Raw genomic sequence first — 21065 nt, 5'->3', positions numbered from 1 at the left:
GCGCTGCGCGGCGGGGGCTGATCGGGGTGGTCTGGCATGGTAGAATTCAAGGCTTTACCGGGTCGGATGGCAGCCTGCCGTGGCCCGGCACTCACCGGATAGAAGATGGAATCATTCGCCAAGGAAACTTTGCCCGTCAGTCTTGAAGACGAAATGCGTCGTTCGTATCTCGACTACGCGATGAGCGTCATCGTCGGTCGTGCGCTGCCCGACGCGCGCGACGGGTTGAAGCCGGTACACCGGCGCGTTCTGTTCGCGATGCACGAGCTTTCCAACGACTGGAACAAGGCCTACAAGAAATCGGCCCGTGTCGTCGGCGATGTCATCGGTAAATACCACCCGCACGGCGATACGGCGGTCTATGACACCATCGTGCGTATGGCACAGGATTTTTCGCTGCGCTACATGCTGGTGGATGGGCAGGGTAACTTCGGTTCGGTCGACGGCGATAACGCGGCGGCCATGCGGTACACCGAAGTGCGTATGGCGCGCATCGGTCATGAGTTGCTCGCCGATATCGACAAGGAAACCGTCGACTTCGGGCCGAACTACGACGGTTCCGAGCAGGAGCCGCTGATCCTGCCGTCGCGCATTCCGAATCTCCTGATCAACGGCTCGTCCGGCATCGCCGTCGGCATGGCGACGAACATCCCGCCGCACAACCTCAACGAGGTGATCGACGGCTGTCTGGCGCTCCTGCGTAACCCGCACATGAGCATCGATGAGCTGATCGACATCATTCCGGCGCCGGACTTTCCGACGGCGGGCATCATCTATGGCGTCGGCGGTGTGCGTGAGGGTTACCACACCGGCCGCGGCCGCGTTGTCATGCGCGGCAAGACGCACTTCGAGCCGATCAAGGGCAGCGCCGACCGGCAGGCGATCATCATCGACGAGCTGCCGTATCAGGTGAACAAGAAGTCCCTGATCGAGAAGATCGCCGAGCTCGTCAATGACAAAAAGATCGAGGGCATTTCCGATCTGCGCGACGAGTCGGACAAGTCCGGCATGCGCGTCGTCATCGAACTCAAGCGCAACGAAGTCCCCGAGGTCGTTCTCAACTGCCTGTACAAGCAGACACAGCTGCAGGACACCTTCGGCATGAACATGGTGGCGCTGGTCGACGGCCAGCCGCGCCTGCTCAACCTCAAGCAATTGCTCGATTGCTTCCTCTCGCATCGGCGCGAGGTCATCACGCGGCGCACGGTCTTTGAACTGAGAAAGGCGCGCGAACGTGCGCACATCCAGGAGGGGCTCGCCGTCGCGCTCGACAACGTCGACGAGATCATCGCCCTGATCAAGGCGTCGCCGACGCCAGCGGACGCGCGTCGCGGCCTGATGGGCAAGCTGTGGAACTCGCCGACTGTCGCCGAGATGCTCGCTCGCGCGGCGCTCGACGCGACGCGACCCGAAGGTCTCGGCCTCGAATATGGCCTGTCGAAGAACGGCTACTTGCTCTCCGAGGCGCAGGCACAGGCAATCCTTGAGTTGCGTCTGCAGCGCCTGACGGGTCTGGAGCGCGACAAGATCGTGGCCGACTTCGGCGAATTGCTGATCAAGATTGCCGATCTGCTCGATATCCTGGCGCGTCCGGAGCGCATCACCGAAATCATCGGCGAGGAACTCAACGCGATCCGCGCCCAGTTCGGTGACCGCCGCCGCTCCGAGATCGTCACGCATACGCAGGATCTCGGCATCGAGGACTTCATCACGCCGCAAGACATGGTGGTGACGCTCTCGCATTCCGGCTACATCAAGTCGCAGCCGCTCGCCGACTACCGCGCACAACGGCGCGGCGGCCGCGGCAAACAGGCGGCCTCGGTCAAGGAAGACGATTTCGTCGATCACCTGTTCGTCGCCAACACGCACGATTTCATCCTCTGCTTCTCGAACCGTGGTCGCGTCTACTGGCTCAAGGTTTACGAAGCGCCGCAGGGCGGGCGAACCAGCCGCGGCAAGCCGATCGTCAATCTCTTCCCGCTGGAAGAAGGCGAAAAGATCAATGCCATCCTGCCTGTCAAGGAATTCACCGACGACCGCTTCATTTTCATGGCCACTGCCGGTGGCGTGGTGAAGAAGACGCCGCTCTCTGACTTCTCCAACCCGCGCAAGGCGGGCATCATCGCGGTGGCGCTCGACGAAGGCGATTTCCTGATTGGCGCCGAGATCACGCATGGCGAGAATGATATTGTTCTCGTCTCCGACGCCGGCAAGGCGGTGTGGTTTGACGAAGAAGACGTCCGTCCGATGGGCCGTACCGCGCGCGGTGTGCGTGGCATGAAACTGGCGTTGAAGCAGCAAGTCCTGTCGCTGCTGGTGGCCGAGAACGATCAGCAGACGGTGCTGGTCGCCACGGAAAACGGCTTCGGCAAGCGCACGCTGCTGGCGGACTTCCGCCACTCCGGTCGCGGCACGCAAGGCGTGATCGCCATTGCTTCCAGCGCGCGCAACGGCAAGGTGGTGGCAGCCCGCCTGGTGCAGGACGAAGACGAGATCATGCTGATCACGACCGGTGGCGTGCTGATTCGCACCCGCGTCAGTGAAATTCGCGAACTCGGACGCGCCACCCAGGGCGTCACGCTGATCGCGCTGGATGCCGGCGAGAAGCTCGCCGGTCTGGAAAAAGTCGTCGAAAGCGACGACGGCGAGGAGTAATGACGATGGCGCGCGTATGGAACTTCAGCGCCGGCCCGGCCGTACTGCCGGAACCGGTGCTTGAGCAGGTTCGCGACGAACTGCTCGACTGGCACGGTACCGGCATGGGCGTGATGGAGATGAGCCATCGCGGCAAGGCCTTCACCGGCATCATCGAGACGGCGGAAGCCGACCTGCGCGCGCTGCTCGGCGTTCCCGCCAACTACCGTGTCCTCTTCCTGCAAGGCGGCGCGACGCAGCAGTTTTCGCAAATTCCGCTGAACCTGCTGGATGGCGCGTCGGATGGCCGTGCTGCCGATTACGTCGTCACCGGCACGTGGTCGAAAAAGGCGCTGACCGAGGCGCAGCGTCTCGGTCGTGTGCGCTGTGCTGCGTCCACCGAGGCGGATGCTTTCTCGCGTCTGCCGGAGGCCGCCGAGTACGATTTCTCTGCCGATGCCGCCTACGTTCATCTGTGCACCAATGAGACGATCCACGGCGTCGAATTTCCGGCCGACGTCGTACTGCCGACCGCCGCACCGCTCGTCGCCGACATGAGTTCGCATCTCTTGTCGCGCCCCTTTGACGTTTCGCGCTTCGGGCTGATTTATGGCGGCGCGCAAAAGAACATCGGTCCGGCGGGGCTGACGCTGGTGCTGGTGCGCGACGATCTGACGGGGCACGCGGCGCCGCAGGTGCCGGGGCTGCAGAACTACGCCGTCGAAGCCGTCAACGGCTCCATGCTCAATACCCCGCCGACTTTCGCCATCTACGTCGCCGGACTGGTCTTCCGCTGGCTCCAGGAATTGGGCGGTTTGAGCGCCATTGCCCGCATCAATGCCGACAAGGCTTCGGCGCTGTATGCCTGCATCGACCGCAGTGCAGGCTTCTATCGCAACCCGGTACAGCCGGCGTGTCGTTCGCAGATGAACGTGCCTTTCCGTCTCGCCGATGAAAACCTCAATGCGAGTTTCCTCGCCGAGAGTGAGGCGGCCGGCTTGTTTGGCCTGAAAGGGCATAAGTCCTTCGGCGGCATGCGCGCTTCGATCTATAACGCCATGCCTTTGGCGGGCGTGAGTGCGCTGGTCGAGTTCATGGACGATTTCGCACGGCGGCGCGGATGAGCGACGCGCTGCAAAAAGCCCTGTCGCAAGTGCGCGACGAGATCGACAGTATCGACGCCGATCTGCTCGCACTCCTGAATCGTCGTGCGCGTTGCGCGCAGCACGTCGGCGAAATCAAGTCGCAGCATGGCGATGCCGGCTTTGTCTATCGCGCCGAACGGGAAGCGCAGATCCTGCGCCGCCTGCAGGAACTCAACCCGGGCCCGCTGCCGAACGATAACGTCACCTGGCTGTTCCGCCAGGTCATGTCGCTGTGCCTGTCGCTGGAGCAGCCGCTGTCGGTGGCGTTTCTCGGGCCGCTGGGGACGTTTTCGGAGAGTGCGGCGGTGCGGCATTTCGGCCACGCCGCGCGTCTCCTGCCGCAGATGTCCATCGACGATGTTTTCCGCGAGGTCGAAGCCGGGCATGCCAATTTCGCCGTTGTGCCGATCGAGAACTCTACCGAAGGTGCCATCGGTCGCACGCTCGATCTGCTCCTGACGACGCCCCTGAAAATCTGCGGCGAAGTGGTGTTGCGCATCCATCAGCATCTGCTGTCGACCGCGCCGTCGCTTACCGGCATCAAGCGTGTCTATTCGCACGCACAGTCGCTGGCGCAGTGCCATGAATGGCTCAACCGTGCCTTGCCCGACGCGCAGCGCATTCCTGTCGGCAGCAACGCGCAGGCGGCGCAGCAGGCAGCCGCCGATCCGGAAGCGGCCGCCATCGCCGGCGATGCGGCGGCCGAACGGTACGGTCTGCCGAAGCTCGCCGTCAGCATCGAGGACGAACCGAACAATACGACGCGCTTCGTCGTGTTGGGGCGCCACGACGCCGGACCGTCGGGGCGCGACAAGACCTCGCTCGTCATGTCGGCGCCCAATCGCACGGGAGCGCTCGGCTATCTGCTCGCGCCGTTCACTGATGCCGGGGTGTCGATGACGCGTCTGGAATCCCGACCGGCTCGCCATACGCTCTGGGAATACGTGTTTTTCGTCGATATCGAGGGCCATCGCGACGATCCTGCGGTGCGGGTGGCGCTCGACGAACTGGCCCGTCGTGCCGCCTACCTCAAGACGCTCGGCTCCTATCCTGTTGCCGTCTTCTGACGACGTTCTCCGAAGGTTGAAACCCATGTCTCTTTGCGATCACTCGCCTGCCTACATCCGTGCCTTGTCCGCCTACCAGCCGGGCAAGCCGATCACCCAGCTTTCCCGCGAACTGGGCATCCCCGTCGACAACATCATCAAGCTGGCGTCGAACGAAAATCCGCTCGGTATGAGCCCGAAGGCGCGTGCCGCGGTCGAGCGCGAACTGGGAACGCTGGAACGCTATCCTGACGATTTCGAGCTCAAATCGGCGTTGGCAGAGCGCCATGGTCTGCCGCGCGAGTGCATCGTTCTTGGCAACGGCTCCAACGACGTGCTCGATCTTCTGGCGCGCGTCTTCCTTGCGCCGGGAACGTCGGCCGTCTTTTCGCAGCACGCCTTTGCCGTATATCCGCTGGCCTCGCGCTCGGCGGGTGCCGAACTCATCGCCGTGCCGGCGCGCGATTTCGGGCATGACCTCGACACCATGCTGGCGGCGATCCGCCCCGATACCCGCGTCGTCTGGATCGCCAATCCGAACAACCCGACCGGCACGTTCTTGGCGGCGGATGAGCTGGTCGGCTTTCTGGAGAAAGTCCCCGCCAACGTCGCTGTCGTCATCGACGAGGCCTATAACGACTACCTCCCTCCGGCGGAGCGCATCGATTCGACGGCCTGGCTGGCGCGCTTTCCCAACCTCGTGGTTTGCCGGACGTTCTCGAAAATTTACGGGCTGGCCGGTCTGCGCATCGGCTACGGCCTCGCCGACGCTGGCGTGGCGGATCTGATGAACCGCGTCCGTCAGCCCTTCAACTGCAACAACCTCGCCCTGGCGGCGGCGGTCGCCGCCTTGGGCGACGACGAATTCCTCGCCAAGAGCTACGCCGTGAACGTGGCCGGCATTGAACAGATCAGCGCCGGGCTGACGCGCCTTGGTCGTCGCTTCATTCCCGCGCACGGCAACTTCATTACCTTCCACGTCGGCGACGCGGCCGCAGTGAATGAGCGGCTCTTGCGGCAGGGCGTGATCGTGCGTCCGATTGCCGGTTACGGCATGCCTGAGTGGCTGCGCGTCACCATCGGCCTGGAACGTGACAACGCGCGCTTCCTGGAGGCGTTGGCGCAGGCTTTGTCATGAGCCAGAGCGCCGGCCCCGATACCGCTGTCGGCGAGGTCGCTACGACGCTTGCCCGCCCGCGGTTTGGCAAGGTGTTGGTGTTTGGCGTCGGTCTGATCGGCGGCTCGTTTGCGCTGGCGCTCAAGGCGGCGGCAGATGTCGACGAAGTCGTCGGTTTCGGGCGCAGCCTCGCTTCGCTACGGCAGGCGCTGGCGCTGGGCGTCATTGATCGGGTCGGCGCCAATGCGGCGCAGGAAGCGGTCGACGCCGATCTCATATTGCTGGCGACGCCTGTCGGTGCCATGGCGGAGGTGCTGACGCGGATTGCGCCGTCGCTCGGGCCGCAGGCGATTGTGACGGATGCCGGCAGCACAAAGTCTGACGTCGTCGCGGTCGCCCGCGCGGCGCTGGGCGAGCAGTTTGCCCGGTTCGTGCCGGCGCATCCGATTGCCGGGGCGGAAAACAGCGGTGCTGCCGCTGCCCGTCAGGATCTGTTTGCCGGTCGCAAACTGGTCCTGACCCCTTTGCCGGAAACCTCGCCGACGGCGCTGGCGCGGGTGCGCGATGCCTGGGCGCTGTGCGGTGCCGATGTGCGTGAACTGACGCCCGAGCGGCACGACCAGATTTTCGCTGCCGTCAGCCATTTGCCGCATCTGCTGTCGTTTGCCCTGGTGCACGATCTGGCACAACGCGACGAGCGCGACTTGTTTTTTACCTATGCGGCCAGCGGTTTCCGCGATTTCACGCGGATCGCTGCCAGCCACCCGGAAATGTGGCGCGATATCTGTCTGGCCAACCGCGACGCCTTGCTGGGCGAACTGGATAGCTATCGGGCCGAACTCGACCGTCTGCGGGCGGCGCTTGCGGCGGGGGATGGCGCGCGCCTGGAGGCGGTGTTCGACGTTGCCCGGACGGCTCGTCGAGCATGGGCCGACGGCGTTTCTGGCGCGGCGACGGGTAGTGCTGGCGATTCTCGCTGAGGAGTTTTCCCTTCATGGATTTCATTGACCTTCCGCAATGCTTGGGAGCGGGCGGCGTCGTGCGCCTGCCCGGTTCGAAAAGCATTTCCAACCGTGTGCTGCTGCTCGCCGCGCTCGCCGAGGGCGAGACGGAAATTCGCGATTTGCTCGTCTCGGACGACACCGAGCGCATGCTCGACGCGCTGCGCACCTTGGGTGTCAACATCCAGCCTTTGCCGGGTGCGGCGGGGACGGACGAGGCTTACACGGCTCTGAATGTGCGCGTTGGCGGTGTCGGTGGCGCCTTTTCGGTACGCGAGGCGGGTCTTTTTCTCGGTAATGCGGGGACGGCGTTTCGTCCGCTGACGGCCGTTTTGGCGCTGATGGGAGGGCGCTATCGCCTGACTGGAACGCCGCGCATGCATGAGCGGCCGATTGGCGATCTCGTCGATGCGCTGCGCCAGGCGGGGGCTGACATCCGTTATCTGGCGACGGAGGGCTATCCGCCGCTCGCGATTGGTCCACGTGCCGTGCCGGACGGCGGCGAGTCGGCCCGCAAAGAGTCGGCTGGCCGTATTCGTGTGCGCGGCGACGTTTCCAGCCAGTTCCTCAGCGCTCTCCTGATGGCCTTGCCGCTGATTGGTGGCGGCACGGTGGAGGTGGTCGGTGAGCTGATTTCCCGCCCTTACATCAACATTACCCTGGCGACGATGGCGCGCTTTGGCGTTGATGTGTGTGCGGAAGGCGTTTCCGCGTTTATCGTGCCCGCCGGCAGCTATCGTTCGCCGGGCGTCGTGCACGTTGAAGGGGACGCGTCTGCTGCCTCGTATTTTCTCGCGCTGGGGGCTTTGGCGGGCGGGCCGGTACGCGTCGAGGGCGTCGGTCGCCAGTCGGTGCAGGGCGATGTGCGCTTCGTCGAGGCACTCACTGCGATGGGCGCGCGCGTTTCGCTCGGCGAGAACTGGATCGAGGCCGCCGCCCCCGTGTCGGGGCGGCTTGCGGCGATTGACCTCGATTGCAATGCCATCCCCGATGCGGCAATGACTCTTGCGCCTCTGGCTGTTTTTGCCGACGGGGTCAGCACCTTGCGCAACATCGGCAGCTGGCGCGTCAAGGAGACGGATCGCCTCGCCGCGATGGCGGTCGAGCTTGCGAAACTCGGCGCCTGTGTCGAGGAGGGGGCTGACTTTTTGCGCATTACGCCGCCGACTGACGGCGTGCGTCCCGCGATGATCGACACCTATGACGATCACCGCATGGCGATGTGCTTTTCGCTGGCTTCCGTGGGGGCACCGGTACGCATCAACGATCCGGGGTGTGTAGCCAAGACCTTCCCGGAGTATTTTCAGCACTTTGCGCGTTTGACGCGTGTCGTTCCGGTGATCGCCATAGACGGGCCTTCCGCTTCCGGCAAGGGCACCGTCGCCGCGCGCGTGGCCGCCACCTTGGGCTGGAATTATCTCGATTCGGGCGCGCTCTATCGCCTAACCGCCTTGGCCGCGCAACGCGCTGGCGTGGCGTGGGACGATGAGCCGGCCGTCGCGGCCATTGCGGCCGGATTGGATGTGGTCTTTGCTGAAGGTTCGATCCGTCTTGCCGGCGAGGAAGTGGAAGACGCCATCCGCCAGGAAGAGATTTCCTCCGGTGCCTCTCAAGTGGCCGTCCTGCCGAGCGTGCGCGCGGCCTTGCTGTTCCGTCAGCGGGCATTTTGTCGGGCGCCAGGCCTCGTCGCCGACGGGCGCGATATGGCATCCGTGGTATTCACCGATGCGGCGCTGAAGGTTTTTCTTACCGCCAGCGTCGAGGCGCGTGCGGAAAGACGCTATAAGCAGTTGATGGCAAAAGGAATCGCTGCTAGACTTCAGCCTCTTTTGCTGGAGATGCAGCAGCGTGACGACCGTGATCGCGGGCGTAGCGTGGCTCCTTTGCAGCAAGATGCGAACGCTTCCCTGCTCGATACCACCGATATTCCGATTGACGTGGCTGTGGCGCGAGTACTGGATTGGGCGCGTGCTGTGGTGCCGGATATCGCTGGCGCGGCAGTGTGAGGCGGCCATCGGCCGCGTTCGTAGTCGTACCGGGCGGTTTTTCGCTCGTTTCAAGGTGTCGCTCGTCCTGTGCGCCGTTTCGTTGTTTTCCTCAAAGTGAGGAGACGCGGGTCGGCGCAGTTTTCGCGCAGTCTGGCGCAGGCGGTCGATAATGTTCAATTCAACCCGCTCTTGTGCGGTTAGGTCCATCCATTCACATGTCTGACACTTCCATCATGCAGGAAAGCTTTGCGCAGCTTTTCGAAGAAAGTCTTACGCGCCAGGAAATGCGCCAAGGTGAGGTCATCACCGCGGAAGTCGTTCGCGTCGATCAGAATTTCGTCGTCGTCAACGCCGGACTCAAGTCCGAAAGCTACATCGATATCGAGGAATTCCGTAACGATCAGGGCGAACTCGAAGTCGGCGTCGGCGATTTCGTTCAGGTTGCCATCGAGCAACTGGAAAACGGCTTCGGCGAAACGCGTCTGTCGCGTGACCGCGCCAAGCGCGTCGCGGCATGGAACGCCCTCGAACAGGCATTGAATGATGGCACGCTGGTGACCGGCGCCATTACCGGCAAGGTCAAGGGCGGTCTGACCGTCATGACCAACGGCGTACGCGCCTTCCTGCCGGGCTCGCTGGTTGACATGCGTCCGGTCAAGGACACGACCCCGTACGAAGGCAAGACCTTCGAATTCAAGGTCATCAAGCTCGACCGCAAGCGCAATAACGTGGTCGTTTCGCGTCGCGCCGTGCTCGAAGCGAGCGTTGGCGAAGAGCGCGAAGCACTGCTCGCCAACCTGAAGGAAGGCAGCGTCGTCAAGGGCGTCGTCAAGAACATCACCGACTACGGTGCGTTCGTTGACTTGGGCGGTATCGACGGTCTGCTGCACATCACCGATCTGGCCTGGCGTCGCGTGCGTCACCCGTCGGAAGTGCTGGCGGTCGGCGACGAAGTGCAAGCCAAGATTCTCAAGTTCGACCAAGAGAAGAACCGCGTTTCGCTCGGCCTCAAGCAACTCGGCGAAGATCCGTGGGTCGGCATTTCCCGCCGCTACCCGCAAAGCACGCGTCTCTTCGGCAAGGTCACCAACCTGACCGACTACGGTGCGTTCGTTGAGATCGAACAAGGCATCGAAGGTCTGGTGCACGTGTCGGAAATGGACTGGACGAACAAGAACGTTCATCCGTCGAAGGTCGTCCAGCTCGGCGACGAAGTCGAAGTGATGATCCTCGAGATCGACGAAGACCGCCGCCGTATCTCGCTCGGCATGAAGCAGTGCCTGGCGAATCCGTGGGACGACTTCTCGATGAACCACAAGAAGGGCGACAAGGTCCGCGGCGCCATCAAGTCGATCACCGACTTCGGCGTGTTCATCGGCCTGCCCGGTGGCATCGACGGTCTGGTGCACCTCTCCGATCTGTCGTGGTCCCTGCCTGGCGAAGAAGCGATCCGCAACTTCAAGAAGGGCGACGAAGTCGAGGCGGTGGTTCTGGCGATCGATACCGACAAGGAACGCATCTCCCTCGGCATCAAGCAACTCGAAGGCGATCCTTACACCAGCTTCATCGCGACGCACGAGAAGAACACCATCGTTCGCGGCACGATCAAGTCGGTGGACGCCCGCGGTGCCGTGGTGACGCTCGATGGTGACAACAGCATGGAAGGCTATCTGCGTGCTTCCGAAGCTTCCCGTGACCGTGTCGACGACCTGCGTACCCTGTACAAGGAAGGCGATGCCATCGAGGCGATGATCATCAACGTTGACCGCAAGTCGCGTTCGATCAACCTCTCGGTCAAGGCCAAGGATCAAGCCGAACAGCACGAAGCCATGCAGAAGTTCGCCGCCGATAGCAACACGATTTCCGGTACGACGAACCTGGGCGCTCTGCTCAAGGCCAAGCTGAACAATCCGCAATAAGGCAGCCGTATGACCAAGTCCGAGCTGATCGCGCGGCTGGCGGAGCGTTTTCCCCAGTTGGTGGCGAAGGATGCCGATTTCGCGGTCAAGATGATTCTCGATGCGATGTCTGAAGCGCTTGCCCATGGCGATCGCATCGAGATTCGCGGTTTTGGCAGTTTCGCGCTGAACTACCGGCCGCCGCGAGTCGGCCGGAACCCCAAGTCGGGGGAAAAAGTGAGCGTGCCTGAAAAATGGGTGCCCCACTTCAAAGCCGGCAAGGAGTTGCGTGAGCGCGTTGATGGCGCGTCCTGAAGTGTTTCAGCTGTGGTAGATTGCGAGGCGGCGACGAAAGTCGCCGCCTTTTTTTTCGGATCGGAGAATGAGCGATGCGTGCCTTGCTGTGGGCGACGAGATTCGGCATTTTTCTCTTTTTGCTCGGCTTTGCCCTGAAAAATACCGATCCGGTTCGCATCAACTTTTTCTTTGCCACGCAGTGGCAGGCGCCGATGATTATCGTCGTACTCGCCTTTTTCGTTGCCGGTGCCGTGCTCGGAATCCTGTCCCTGCTTGGCGTCGTCTATCGCATGCGTCGCGAATTGGGTAGTTTGCGGCGGGCGGCGGCGCTGGTGGCGGCTGCCCCGGCCGATCTTTCCAACTCTCCTGCGCAGAAATGATCGAATTCGAATACTGGCAGCTGTTGCTGTTTCCCCTGTTTTTTGCGCTGGGATGGGTCGCGGCGCGCATTGATATTCGCCATCTGGTTAAGGAATCGCGGGCGCTGCCGCGTTCCTATTTTCAGGGGCTCAATTTCCTGTTGAACGAGCAGCCGGATCGGGCTATCGAGGCCTTTGTCGACGCGGTCAAGGTCGATCCGCAGACCGTCGAACTGCACTTTGCCTTGGGCGGTTTGTTCCGTCGTCGTGGCGAAACCGAGCGAGCGATTCGCATGCACCAGTCGCTCGTCGATCGCGACGATCTGCCGCAGGAGCTGAAGCTGCAGGCACTCGCCGAATTGGGGCAGGATTTTCTCAAGGCGGGCTTGCTTGACCGCGCCGAGCAGGTGTTCGAGAAACTTCGCGGTAGCGATCTCGACGAAGACGCCAAACGTAATCTTCTGGAGATTTACCAGCTCGAACGCGAGTGGGAGAAAGCCATCGCCATCGCCGCCGAGTTGCCTGATGTCGCTTCACACAAGGAAATTGCCGAGTATTTTTGCGAATTGGCCGCCGCCGACATGATGCGCTCGCACCGTGAGGCGGCGCGGCAGCATCTGGATACAGCGATCGAGCATAACCGCAAGTGCGTACGCGCCAGCCTGCTGCTCGGCGATCTTGAGGCGCAGGCCGGCAATGACGGGCAGGCAATCGAGGCCTGGCAGCGTATCGAACAACAGGACCCCGCCTATCTGGCGCTGGTCGCGCAGCGTCTGCTCGATGCCTATCGTCGTCAGGATCGTCGGGAAGAGGGGCTGCAACTGCTGCGCAGCTACCTGGAACACTATCCGTCGCTCGACCTGCTCGACGTCGTGTTCCAGCTGGTGCTGGAGGGCGACGGCGCCGATGCGGCGTATTGCCTCGTTCGCGACGAGCTGAAGCGCAATCCGACCCTGCTCGGCTTCGACAAGCTGATCGAGGCCCGCTTGCTGGTGGCGCCGCCGGAAGTGCGCGCCGATCTCGAGCTGGCGAAAGGCATCGTGCAGGGCTACACGCGTCGCCTGGCGCGCTATCAGTGCGATAATTGCGGGTTCAAGGCGCGCCAGTTCTATTGGCGCTGCCCGGCGTGCGGCGGTTGGGAAACCTATCCGCCCAAACGCACCGAGGAATTCGATCTGACCCCTTAGGAGCAATCTTGAAAGTCACCGTAGTTGGGACCGGCTATGTTGGGCTGGTTAGCGGCACCTGTCTTGCCGAGGTCGGCAATGACGTTCTCTGTCTTGATGTCGATCCGCGCAAGATCCAGACGCTGAACGACGGCGGTATTCCGATTTTCGAGCCGGGCCTGCTCGATATGGTCCGGCGCAACGTGGCCGCCGGGCGTCTGCGCTTCACGACCAATGTCGAAGAAGCTGTCGCACACGGCACGATCCAGTTCATCGCCGTTGGCACGCCGCCCGACGAAGACGGCTCGGCCGACTTGCAATACGTACTTGCCGCGGCCCGCTCGATTGGCCGCCACATGAGTGAATTCAAGGTCATCGTCGACAAGTCGACGGTCCCGGTGGGCACCGCCGACAAGGTGCGAGCCGCTGTCGCGGAAGAACTCGCGCAGAGGGGCGTCGACACCGCCTTCTCGGTGGTGTCGAATCCGGAGTTTCTCAAGGAAGGCGCGGCGGTCGAAGACTTCATGCGTCCCGACCGCATTGTCATCGGTGCCGAAGATCCGGCGGCGATTGACCTGATGCGCGCGCTCTACGCGCCGTTCCAGCGCAACCATGAACGCCTGATCATCATGGATGTGCGTTCGGCTGAACTGACCAAATACGCTGCCAACGCCATGCTGGCGACGCGCATCAGCTTCATGAACGAATTGGCCAACCTGGCCGGCGTTCTGGGCGCCGACATCGAAATGGTGCGTCAGGGCATGGGCTCGGACCCGCGTATCGGCTACCACTTCCTCTATCCGGGCTGTGGTTACGGCGGTTCGTGCTTCCCGAAGGATGTGCAGGCGCTGCAGCGCACGGCGCGTCTCGATGCCGGTATCGAGCTGAAGGTGCTCAACGCGGTTGAAGAGGCCAATGACGCGCAAAAACGCGTCCTGCCGAACAAGGTGCGTGCGCGTTTTGGCGACGATCTTTCTGGCCGCCGCTTCGCTGTCTGGGGGCTCGCGTTCAAGCCGAACACTGACGATATGCGCGAGGCGCCGAGCCGTCAGTTGATCGGCGATCTGCTCGCCGCCGGCGCGACGGTGGCTGCTTACGACCCCGTTGCGATGCACGAGGCGCAGCGTATTTTTGACGGTGAGACGCGTTTGACGCTGGCTTCTGGCCCGTTGGAAGCGCTCGACGATGCCGACGCGCTGATCATCGTGACCGAGTGGAAGGAATTCCGCAGCCCCGATTTCGTGGCCGTCAAAGCGCGCCTGAAAACGCCGCTCATCTTCGACGGGCGCAACCTCTACGAACCCAAGCTGCCGCGCAGTTTCGGCATTGAATATCACGCTATCGGACGTCGCTGATGCAATTGCCGGATTTTTCTGCCGCCCGCCTCTTGGTCGTCGGCGATGTGATGCTGGATCGGTACTGGTTTGGCGACGTTTCCCGCATTTCCCCTGAAGCGCCGGTACCCGTCGTCAAGGTCGAGCGTTCCGAAGAGCGCCCCGGTGGGGCGGCCAACGTCGCGCGCAACGCGGCGGCGCTCGGTGCACAGGTTTCCCTGTTGTCGGTTGTCGGGCGCGATGAGCCCGGCGAGACGCTCGATCGCTTGATGCGCGAAGGCGGCATCCGTGCCAGTCTGCACGTCGATCCGACCATCAGTACGACGGTAAAGCTGCGTGTCATCGGCCGCCAGCAGCAGTTGCTGCGCATCGATTTCGAGACCACGCCGTCCTCCGAGACCTTGCGTGCCAAACTGACGGAGTATGAAGCGCGCCTTGCCGAGTGTGACGTCGTCGCCTTGTCCGACTACGGCAAGGGGGGCTTGGTACACATCACCGAAATGATTCGTCTGGCGCGAGCGGCGGGCAAAAAGGTGCTCGTCGACCCGAAGGGGGACGATTACTCGCGGTATGCCGGCGCGACGGTGATCACTCCCAATCGCGGCGAATTGCGTGAAGTCGTCGGTCGTTGGAAGGACGAGGCGGACCTCAACCGGCGCGCCGAGACGCTACGCCAGGAGCTTGGTCTCGAGGCGCTGCTGGTGACGCGCAGCGAGGAGGGGATGACGCTGTTCCATGCCGGTGGAGCCCTGCATCAGGGCGCTGTCGCGCGCGAGGTCTATGATGTGTCGGGCGCCGGCGATACCGTCGTCGCGGCACTCGCTGTCATGCTGGCGCAGGGCGCTGGCTGGGCAGACGCCATTCATGTCGCCAACGTGGCGGCCGGCGTCGTGGTGGCCAAATTGGGCACGGCGACTGTGTCGCGCGCCGAACTCGACGCGGCCTTGATCTGAGGATTTCTGCATGACCATTATCGTCACCGGCGCTGCCGGATTCATTGGTTCCAACATTGTTCATGCGCTCAACCAGCGTGGTGAAAAGAACATCATTGCCGTCGATAACCTGACGCGCGCCGACAAGTTCAAGAATCTGGTCGACTGCGAGATCGCCGATTATCTCGACAAGCAGGAATTCATTGAGCGTCTGCAAGCCGGTGAGTTCGATGGCGATGTCGATGCCATTTTTCATGAGGGCGCCTGCTCCGACACGATGGAGACCGACGGACGCTACATGATGGAGAACAACTACCGCTATTCGCTGGCTTTGCTCGATTGGTGTCTTGATCAGGAAGTGCAGTTGCTCTATGCGTCGTCGGCAGCGACTTACGGTGGCGGTGGCGTCTTCCGCGAGGAGCGCGCGTGCGAGGCGCCGTTGAACGTCTACGGTTACTCGAAATTCCTCTTCGACCAGATCGTCCGGCAGCGCTTGCCGGAGGCGTCGTCGCAGGTGGTGGGTTTTCGCTACTTCAACGTCTATGGCCCGCGCGAGACGCATAAAGGGCGCATGGCTTCGGTGGCGTTCCACCATTTCAATCAGCTGCGCGCCGACGGCCGGGTGCGACTCTTCGAAGGCTGCGACGGCTACGCCAATGGCGAGCAGCGTCGCGATTTCGTCCATGTCGACGACGTCGTTGCGGTCAATCTGTGGTTCTTCGATCATCCGCGCAAGTCGGGCATCTTCAATCTCGGCACCGGCCGGGCGCAGAGTTTCAACGACGTCGCCGTTGCCAGCGTCAATGCGCGTCGCGCGCGTGGCGGCGAGTCGGCGCTGCCCTTGGCGCAGCTGGTCGAGCAGGGTGCCATTGAATACATCGCTTTCCCCGAAGCACTGAAGGGCAAGTACCAGAGCTTCACTCAGGCTGACCTGACGCGTCTGCGCGCGGCGGGTTATGACGCGCCGTTCCTCTCCGTCGAAGAAGGCGTCAAGAAATACGTGGACTGGCTCGATGAACGCCTATAACACCCTGGCGGATCACGTCGGCGGTACGCCGCTGGTTCGCTTGCAACGCCTTCCCGGTGCGCTCGCCGCCGCGCGTGGCAACGTCGTTCTGGCAAAGCTCGAAGGCGACAATCCTGCCGGCTCGGTCAAGGATCGTCCGGCGCTGTCGATGATCCTGCGCGCTGAAGCGCGCGGCGATATTCGTCCCGGCGACACGCTGATCGAGGCAACCTCGGGCAATACCGGCATCGCGCTGGCCATGGCCGCCGCCATGCGCGGCTACCGGATGGTGCTCGTGATGCCGGAAAACCAGAGCCTCGAACGGCGTCAGACGATGCGTGCCTATGGCGCCGAACTGGTGCTGACGCCCCGCGATGGCGGCATGGAGCTGGCGCGCGACGTCGCCGTGCGTCTGCGCGACGAGCGCCATGGCGTGATCCTCGACCAGTTCGCCAACCCCGACAATCCGCTCGCGCATTACGAGGGTACGGGGCCGGAAATCTGGGAGCAGACGGCGGGACGCGTCACCCACTTCGTCAGCAGCATGGGAACCACCGGCACGATCATGGGCGTGTCGCGTTACCTCAAGGAGCGCAATCCGGATGTCTGCATCGTCGGTTGCCAGCCGGAAGAGGGGTCCCAGATCGCCGGCATCCGCAAGTGGCCGCAGGCGTATCTGCCGAAGATTTTCGAGCCCTCGCGCGTTGACCGGATCGAATCTGTCGGTCAGGGCGAGGCCGAAGAATTGACGCGTCGTCTGGCGCGCGAGGAAGGCATTTTTGCCGGCGTCTCCTCGGGCGGCGCGTTGGTCGTCGCGCTGCGGCTTGCCGCCGAGCTGGAGAACGCCACCATCGTCAGCATCATCTGCGACCGGGGCGACCGCTACCTGTCGACCGGCGTCTTTCCGGCCTGAGGCGTCTTTCCATGAAGCCCGTCCTCGTTTTCGATATTGAGACGATTCCCGATGTGCCGGGCCTGCGTCGTCTGCATGGTCTGGATGACACGCTCTCCGACAGCGAGGTGGCGGAGCTTGCCTTCCAGCAGCGGCGGGCGCAGAACGGCAGCGATTTCATGCCGTTGCACCTGCAGCGGGTGGTCGTCATCTCCTGTGTGTTGCGCGCCGGACGCGATTTTCGCGTCTGGTCGCTGGCCGAGCCGGAGCAGGGTGAGGGCGAGATCATCCAGCGCTTCTTTGACGGCATCGACAAGTTCACGCCGCAGATCGTCTCGTGGAATGGCGGCGGTTTCGATTTACCGGTACTGCACTATCGCGGCCTCATTCACGGTGTCGTGGCGCCGCGTTACTGGGATCTCGGTGACGGCGATTACGCCGATAGCCGCGACTTCAAGTGGAACAACTACATCAGCCGCTACCACATGCGTCACCTCGACCTGATGGACGTACTGGCGATGTATCAGCCGCGTGCCGCCGCTCCGCTCGACGATCTGGCCAAGCTGATCGGCTTTCCCGGTAAGCTCGGCATGGACGGCAGCAAGGTCTGGGAGGCCTGGTGCGAAGGCCGTGGCGCTGAGATCCGCGATTATTGCGAGACGGATGTGGTCAACACCTACCTCGTGGCGACGCGCTTCCGGCTGATGCGCGGCGAAATTGCGCGCGACGAGTACGAAGCCGAGGTGGCATTTGTCCGCAGCGAGCTGGCGCGTCTCGATAAGGCGCATTGGCGCGAATATCTTGCGGCCTGGGGCGCCCCCGCTGTCAGCGCGGCGCCGACGGTGTCGGCAGACGACGCGGTCTGATTGCACCATCCGCCATCCGTCGTTTGCCTGACTCCCGCGCGCGTCGGCGCCGCCTTTCGTGAGGTCAGTTGGCGGGTGGTTTGGCCGATGATTCAGCGTGACGATTTGGTCTGATTCCGAGAAACGACTTCTTGCTACGGATCGGAGCCGTTCATGACGAGACTGCGTAAGTTTTGCGCACTGCGACCGCTGGTCGCGTTGTGCGCTGTTCTGCGGAGCGGGTGATGAAGACACCGAAGCCGACGCCGGCACGCGTTGTGCGACGTATTCTCGAGGTGGCCGATACGGGCATGTTGGCCGTCGACGCGCACGGCATCATTCTCGAAGCGAACACTTCCCTGTGCCAGATGTTTGGCTATACGCGCGACGAACTCGTCGGCCAGTCGGTCGGGCGACTCCTGCCCGCCGATTTGCGTGCCGCGCACAGCCGATACGTGCGCGATTTTGCCAATGCGGCCGAAAGCGAACGCTCGATGCGTGGCCGCGGTGAGCTGACCGGCTGCCGCAAGGACGGCAGCTGTTTCCCGCTCAAGGCATCGCTGAGCAAATATCGCGAAAACGGCGACTGGATTCTCCTCGCCTCGCTGCATGATTTCAGCGAACAAAAGCAGGCAGAAGAAGAACGCGTGTGGCAGGCGACACACGACGCGCTTACCGGCCTGCCGAATCGCGCGCTGATCCGCGAACGTCTGGCGAACGCACTGGATCGCTCCAGCCGGCACGGTCGCAGCGTCGCCGTGCTTTTCGTGGATCTGGATGGTTTCAAGCCGATCAACGATAGCTATGGCTATGACAGTGGCGACGCCTTGCTCAAACAGGCAGCCGCCACGCTAGAGGCGCAACTGCGCCCGGATGACTCGCTGGCGCGCATGTCGGGCGACGAGTTCGTTATTCTCTGCGAGCAGATCGACGATCCCGTCGCGATGTCGACCCTAGCGCAGCGCCTGAACGAGCAGTTGCGCCAGCCTTTTGTCGTCAACGCACAGGAGGTCTTCATCGCGGCGAGTATCGGCGTAGCCATCGGTGACGGGGCGAAACACAGCGCCGATGAGATGCTGCGCGATGCCGATGCGGCGATGTTCGCCGTCAAGCGACAGGGCGGTGACGGCTGGCGCTTCTTCAGCGGCGATCTGCACGAAGAGGCCCGCCAGCGTCTGGTGCTCACCCGTGGCTTGCGCGTGGCGCTCGAGCGAGACGAGTTCTCCGTGCTGTTTCAGCCCATCGTCTCGGTGACCTCGGGGCGCGTCGCTGGCGCTGAGGTGCTGCTGCGCTGGACGCCATCCGATGGGCCTGTTTCGCCGGCCGTTTTCATTCCGGTCGCCGAGAAAACCGGGGCGATCATTCCCATTGGTGCCTGGGTGTTCCGCCAGGCGTGCCTCGCGGCGGCGCGGTGGGCGACGATTTTTGGCGAGGCCGTGCCGTATCTGTCGGTGAATGTGTCGACACGCCAGCTTGACGATCCGGCCCTCGCCGATGTTTTTGAGGCGACGTTGCGGGAAACCGGTGCCGATCCGTCGCGCATCGTCATCGAGATTACCGAAACGGCCTTGATGGACGACGTCGACGCCAATTTGCGCATGCTACGGCGCCTCGCCGAACTGGGTTTGCGTGCCGCCGTCGACGATTTTGGCACTGGCTATTCGTCGCTCGCGCAACTCCTGCGCATGCCGGTTTCCCTGCTCAAGATCGACCGCGAATTTATCGACGGCCTCGACAAGCGGCGCGACAGCCGCATCATCACGTCGACGGTGATCGGCATGGGGCATTCGCTCGGCATGCGGCTCGTCGCCGAGGGGGTGGAAACTGCCGCCCAGTTGGCCGAACTCTCTGCCCATGGTTGTGATTACGTGCAGGGATTCTATTTCCACCGGCCACTGGCAGAGGAAGCCTTTATCGATATCGTCAGGCGCGAAATTGCCCCGTTTCTGACGGCGCCCGATGATCCACTGTATTTCCTCGTGTACGTGAGCGAAGCCGTGACGCCGCTCGATCGGGCGGCCTTGGCGCAGCTGCTCGACACTTCCCGGCAGCGTAACGCGGCGCTGGGCGTGACGGGAATTCTGCTCTACCAGCACGGCTGTTTCATGCAGATGCTGGAAGGGCGCCGTTCGGTCGTTGAGGGGCTGATCGCGAAGATTTACCGCGATCCGCGCCACCACACGGTGCGGATCAGCGCGCGGGGAGCCTTGTCGCGGCGGATTTTCCCGGAGTGGAGCATGGGTTTTCGCGATATGAGCGAGCTCCCGGGTACGCCGGATTTTGACAACTGGCGGCAGCGGACGCAGGAGTTGCTTGCGTTGGCCGACGACCCGGCAACCTCGTTTGCCTTTCTGGCGGCGTTTGCGCAGCCGCTTAACCCACCGGTGGGCTTACCTGCCTGATGGGGCAGGTCGTTTGGGGTCAGGTCGCTGCCGCTGGCGGCGATGCGCTACCGCTGTCGTCTGACGGCGCTGGCGAGATCGGCGAGACCGGCGCTATGGGCGGCACATCGCTTTCCTCATCCGGCGGAATTTCTGCGGCAACGAGCGCTGGCGGCGCGGTCCGGGCTGGCGGGATCGCGTCCGGCGGGACTTTCAGCCGCGTCATCAGGGTCTCGTGGCTGATGTGCAGCAGGCTGGCGATGGCGGTGTAGTCGTCGGGCAAGGCCGCGTCGTGCCAGCCGTTAGCGGAGTGGCGGGCAAGATTGACGGCCAGCGCCACGTTTTGTACGCGCGGTTGCTGGCTGTGTTCGTCGTCCATCAGGCTCTTCAGCAGATCGGGCAGGTGCCAGGCCGAGCAGAGCGCCAGCTGGATTTCCGGGATGCGAACGCCGAGAACCATTTCCTGTGCGACGGCGCTGCGCAGCGTGTGGTCGGCCTGTTGCAGGCGCCGGATCTTGATCGCCAGATGCGGCGCAAAACACCACATGAGCACTTCGGCGAGGTCATGGAGCAGGGCGGCCAGCGCCACTTCTTCCATGTTGATGTCGTGCCGGGCATACGCCCAGTCGTGGGCGTAGTTTGAGGCGCGCTGCGCACGCCGCAGGACGTGCAACACGCCGAGCATGGCTTGTGGCTCGTCGCGCAGGACGCTTTCGATGGTCAGCGGGTTTTCGAATTTGCGGAAAAACGGTTCGATGCCGAACATCATCACGGCGCTGGCGATAGTGGTGATGTCCGAACGCAGGTGGCGACCGCGGAAGGGCTGGATGTAGGCCAAGACGCGCACGGCGAGCAGCGGGTCTTGCAGGACGATATGGGCAATATCGCGACCATTGACCTCATCGATGTTGGCATGGGCCAACTCAAGGCGGCGGACGGTCTGGCGCAGGATCGGCAGCTCGGTGCCGCTGAAGTACGCTACCCAGGCGTCGATGGTTGGCAACGGATGGTCAAGCATGGCTGC

The 21065-nt window shown here is 63.0% G+C and carries 17 protein-coding genes; 16 read left to right on the top strand and 1 reads right to left on the bottom strand.

What is annotated here, in order from left to right:
* Positions 1-105 precede the first annotated feature (105 nt).
* The 16 genes from gyrA (at position 106) to GHK24_RS01010 (ending at position 20062) form a co-directional block, all read left to right on the top strand.
* On the top strand, positions 106-2655 hold the full coding sequence (gene gyrA, locus GHK24_RS01085; RefSeq protein WP_153467664.1) for a DNA gyrase subunit A: 2550 nt from the start codon (positions 106-108) through the stop codon (positions 2653-2655).
* Positions 2656-2660: 5 nt separating this feature from the next.
* Positions 2661-3758: a 3-phosphoserine/phosphohydroxythreonine transaminase gene (gene serC / locus GHK24_RS01080; RefSeq protein WP_153467661.1), complete on the top strand. Its 1098-nt coding sequence runs from the start codon at positions 2661-2663 to the stop codon at positions 3756-3758.
* Positions 3755-4846 carry a prephenate dehydratase gene (gene pheA / locus GHK24_RS01075; protein ID WP_153467658.1) on the top strand — a complete coding sequence of 364 codons (1092 nt, stop codon included), beginning with the start codon at positions 3755-3757 and terminating at the stop codon, positions 4844-4846. The genes serC and pheA overlap by 4 nt, the downstream gene beginning before the upstream one ends.
* 25 nt (positions 4847-4871) lie before the next feature.
* A complete protein-coding gene (hisC, locus tag GHK24_RS01070) occupies positions 4872-5963 on the top strand; it encodes a histidinol-phosphate transaminase (RefSeq protein WP_153467655.1) in 1092 nt (363 codons plus the stop codon).
* Complete coding sequence (locus GHK24_RS01065) at positions 5960-6922, top strand: prephenate dehydrogenase (RefSeq protein WP_153467651.1); 963 nt, start codon at positions 5960-5962, stop codon at positions 6920-6922. The genes hisC and GHK24_RS01065 overlap by 4 nt, the downstream gene beginning before the upstream one ends.
* A 14-nt stretch (positions 6923-6936) precedes the next feature.
* Positions 6937-8949: a bifunctional 3-phosphoshikimate 1-carboxyvinyltransferase/cytidylate kinase gene (locus GHK24_RS01060; RefSeq protein ID WP_153467648.1), complete on the top strand. Its 2013-nt coding sequence runs from the start codon at positions 6937-6939 to the stop codon at positions 8947-8949.
* 197 nt (positions 8950-9146) lie between these two features.
* The gene (gene rpsA / locus GHK24_RS01055) at positions 9147-10850 is read left to right on the top strand and encodes a 30S ribosomal protein S1 (protein WP_153467645.1); all 1704 of its coding nucleotides are present in this window, start codon (positions 9147-9149) and stop codon (positions 10848-10850) included.
* Between the two features lie 9 nt (positions 10851-10859).
* Positions 10860-11144, top strand: a complete 285-nt coding sequence (locus tag GHK24_RS01050) for an integration host factor subunit beta (RefSeq protein ID WP_153467642.1) — start codon at positions 10860-10862, stop codon at positions 11142-11144.
* A 74-nt stretch (positions 11145-11218) separates the two neighbouring features.
* On the top strand, positions 11219-11506 hold the full coding sequence (locus GHK24_RS01045; protein WP_153467640.1) for a LapA family protein: 288 nt from the start codon (positions 11219-11221) through the stop codon (positions 11504-11506).
* Positions 11506-12672 (top strand): lipopolysaccharide assembly protein LapB, encoded by a 1167-nt coding sequence (gene lapB, locus GHK24_RS01040; RefSeq protein ID WP_167680860.1) that lies wholly within the window; start codon positions 11506-11508, stop codon positions 12670-12672. The genes GHK24_RS01045 and lapB overlap by 1 nt, the downstream gene beginning before the upstream one ends.
* Positions 12673-12680: 8 nt before the next feature.
* On the top strand, positions 12681-14006 hold the full coding sequence (locus GHK24_RS01035; protein WP_153467633.1) for a UDP-glucose dehydrogenase family protein: 1326 nt from the start codon (positions 12681-12683) through the stop codon (positions 14004-14006).
* Positions 14006-14938: a D-glycero-beta-D-manno-heptose-7-phosphate kinase gene (gene rfaE1, locus GHK24_RS01030; RefSeq protein WP_153467630.1), complete on the top strand. Its 933-nt coding sequence runs from the start codon at positions 14006-14008 to the stop codon at positions 14936-14938. The genes GHK24_RS01035 and rfaE1 overlap by 1 nt, the downstream gene beginning before the upstream one ends.
* A gap of 10 nt (positions 14939-14948) precedes the next feature.
* Positions 14949-15944 carry an ADP-glyceromanno-heptose 6-epimerase gene (gene rfaD, locus GHK24_RS01025; protein ID WP_153467627.1) on the top strand — a complete coding sequence of 332 codons (996 nt, stop codon included), beginning with the start codon at positions 14949-14951 and terminating at the stop codon, positions 15942-15944.
* Positions 15931-16836, top strand: a complete 906-nt coding sequence (gene cysM, locus GHK24_RS01020) for a cysteine synthase CysM (protein WP_153467624.1) — start codon at positions 15931-15933, stop codon at positions 16834-16836. Before rfaD ends, cysM begins: the two co-directional genes overlap by 14 nt.
* A gap of 11 nt (positions 16837-16847) precedes the next feature.
* Positions 16848-17681, top strand: a complete 834-nt coding sequence (locus GHK24_RS01015; protein WP_153467620.1) for a 3'-5' exonuclease — start codon at positions 16848-16850, stop codon at positions 17679-17681.
* Between the two features lie 224 nt (positions 17682-17905).
* Positions 17906-20062: an EAL domain-containing protein gene (locus GHK24_RS01010; protein ID WP_153467617.1), complete on the top strand. Its 2157-nt coding sequence runs from the start codon at positions 17906-17908 to the stop codon at positions 20060-20062.
* A gap of 19 nt (positions 20063-20081) precedes the next feature.
* Here the strand turns inward: GHK24_RS01010 and GHK24_RS01005 are convergent, their stop codons facing one another.
* Positions 20082-21059, bottom strand: coding sequence for an HDOD domain-containing protein (locus GHK24_RS01005; protein ID WP_153467614.1), 978 nt, complete (start codon positions 21057-21059; stop codon positions 20082-20084).
* Positions 21060-21065 lie beyond the last annotated feature (6 nt).

Origin of the sequence: Rhodocyclus gracilis (genome assembly GCF_009617575.1) — a bacterium.
GTDB classification, from domain to species: domain Bacteria; phylum Pseudomonadota; class Gammaproteobacteria; order Burkholderiales; family Rhodocyclaceae; genus Rhodocyclus; species Rhodocyclus gracilis.
The sequence above is the reverse complement of the archived record's forward strand: the minus strand, read 5'-3'. Positions and strand labels throughout refer to the sequence as shown.

Excerpts from the sequence above, each read along its gene's own strand:
- gyrA (WP_153467664.1), top strand. The coding sequence starts at position 106 with ATGGAATCATTCGCCAAGGAAACTTTGCCCGTCAGTCTTGAAGACGAA.
- serC (WP_153467661.1), top strand. The coding sequence starts at position 2,661 with ATGGCGCGCGTATGGAACTTCAGCGCCGGCCCGGCCGTACTGCCGGAA.
- pheA (WP_153467658.1), top strand. The coding sequence starts at position 3,755 with ATGAGCGACGCGCTGCAAAAAGCCCTGTCGCAAGTGCGCGACGAGATC.
- hisC (WP_153467655.1), top strand. The coding sequence starts at position 4,872 with ATGTCTCTTTGCGATCACTCGCCTGCCTACATCCGTGCCTTGTCCGCC.
- GHK24_RS01065 (WP_153467651.1), top strand. The coding sequence starts at position 5,960 with ATGAGCCAGAGCGCCGGCCCCGATACCGCTGTCGGCGAGGTCGCTACG.
- GHK24_RS01060 (WP_153467648.1), top strand. The coding sequence starts at position 6,937 with ATGGATTTCATTGACCTTCCGCAATGCTTGGGAGCGGGCGGCGTCGTG.
- rpsA (WP_153467645.1), top strand. The coding sequence starts at position 9,147 with ATGTCTGACACTTCCATCATGCAGGAAAGCTTTGCGCAGCTTTTCGAA.
- GHK24_RS01050 (WP_153467642.1), top strand. The coding sequence starts at position 10,860 with ATGACCAAGTCCGAGCTGATCGCGCGGCTGGCGGAGCGTTTTCCCCAG.
- GHK24_RS01045 (WP_153467640.1), top strand. The coding sequence starts at position 11,219 with ATGCGTGCCTTGCTGTGGGCGACGAGATTCGGCATTTTTCTCTTTTTG.
- rfaE1 (WP_153467630.1), top strand. The coding sequence starts at position 14,006 with ATGCAATTGCCGGATTTTTCTGCCGCCCGCCTCTTGGTCGTCGGCGAT.
- rfaD (WP_153467627.1), top strand. The coding sequence starts at position 14,949 with ATGACCATTATCGTCACCGGCGCTGCCGGATTCATTGGTTCCAACATT.
- cysM (WP_153467624.1), top strand. The coding sequence starts at position 15,931 with ATGAACGCCTATAACACCCTGGCGGATCACGTCGGCGGTACGCCGCTG.
- GHK24_RS01015 (WP_153467620.1), top strand. The coding sequence starts at position 16,848 with ATGAAGCCCGTCCTCGTTTTCGATATTGAGACGATTCCCGATGTGCCG.
- GHK24_RS01010 (WP_153467617.1), top strand. The coding sequence starts at position 17,906 with ATGAAGACACCGAAGCCGACGCCGGCACGCGTTGTGCGACGTATTCTC.
- GHK24_RS01005 (WP_153467614.1), bottom strand. The coding sequence starts at position 21,059 with ATGCTTGACCATCCGTTGCCAACCATCGACGCCTGGGTAGCGTACTTC.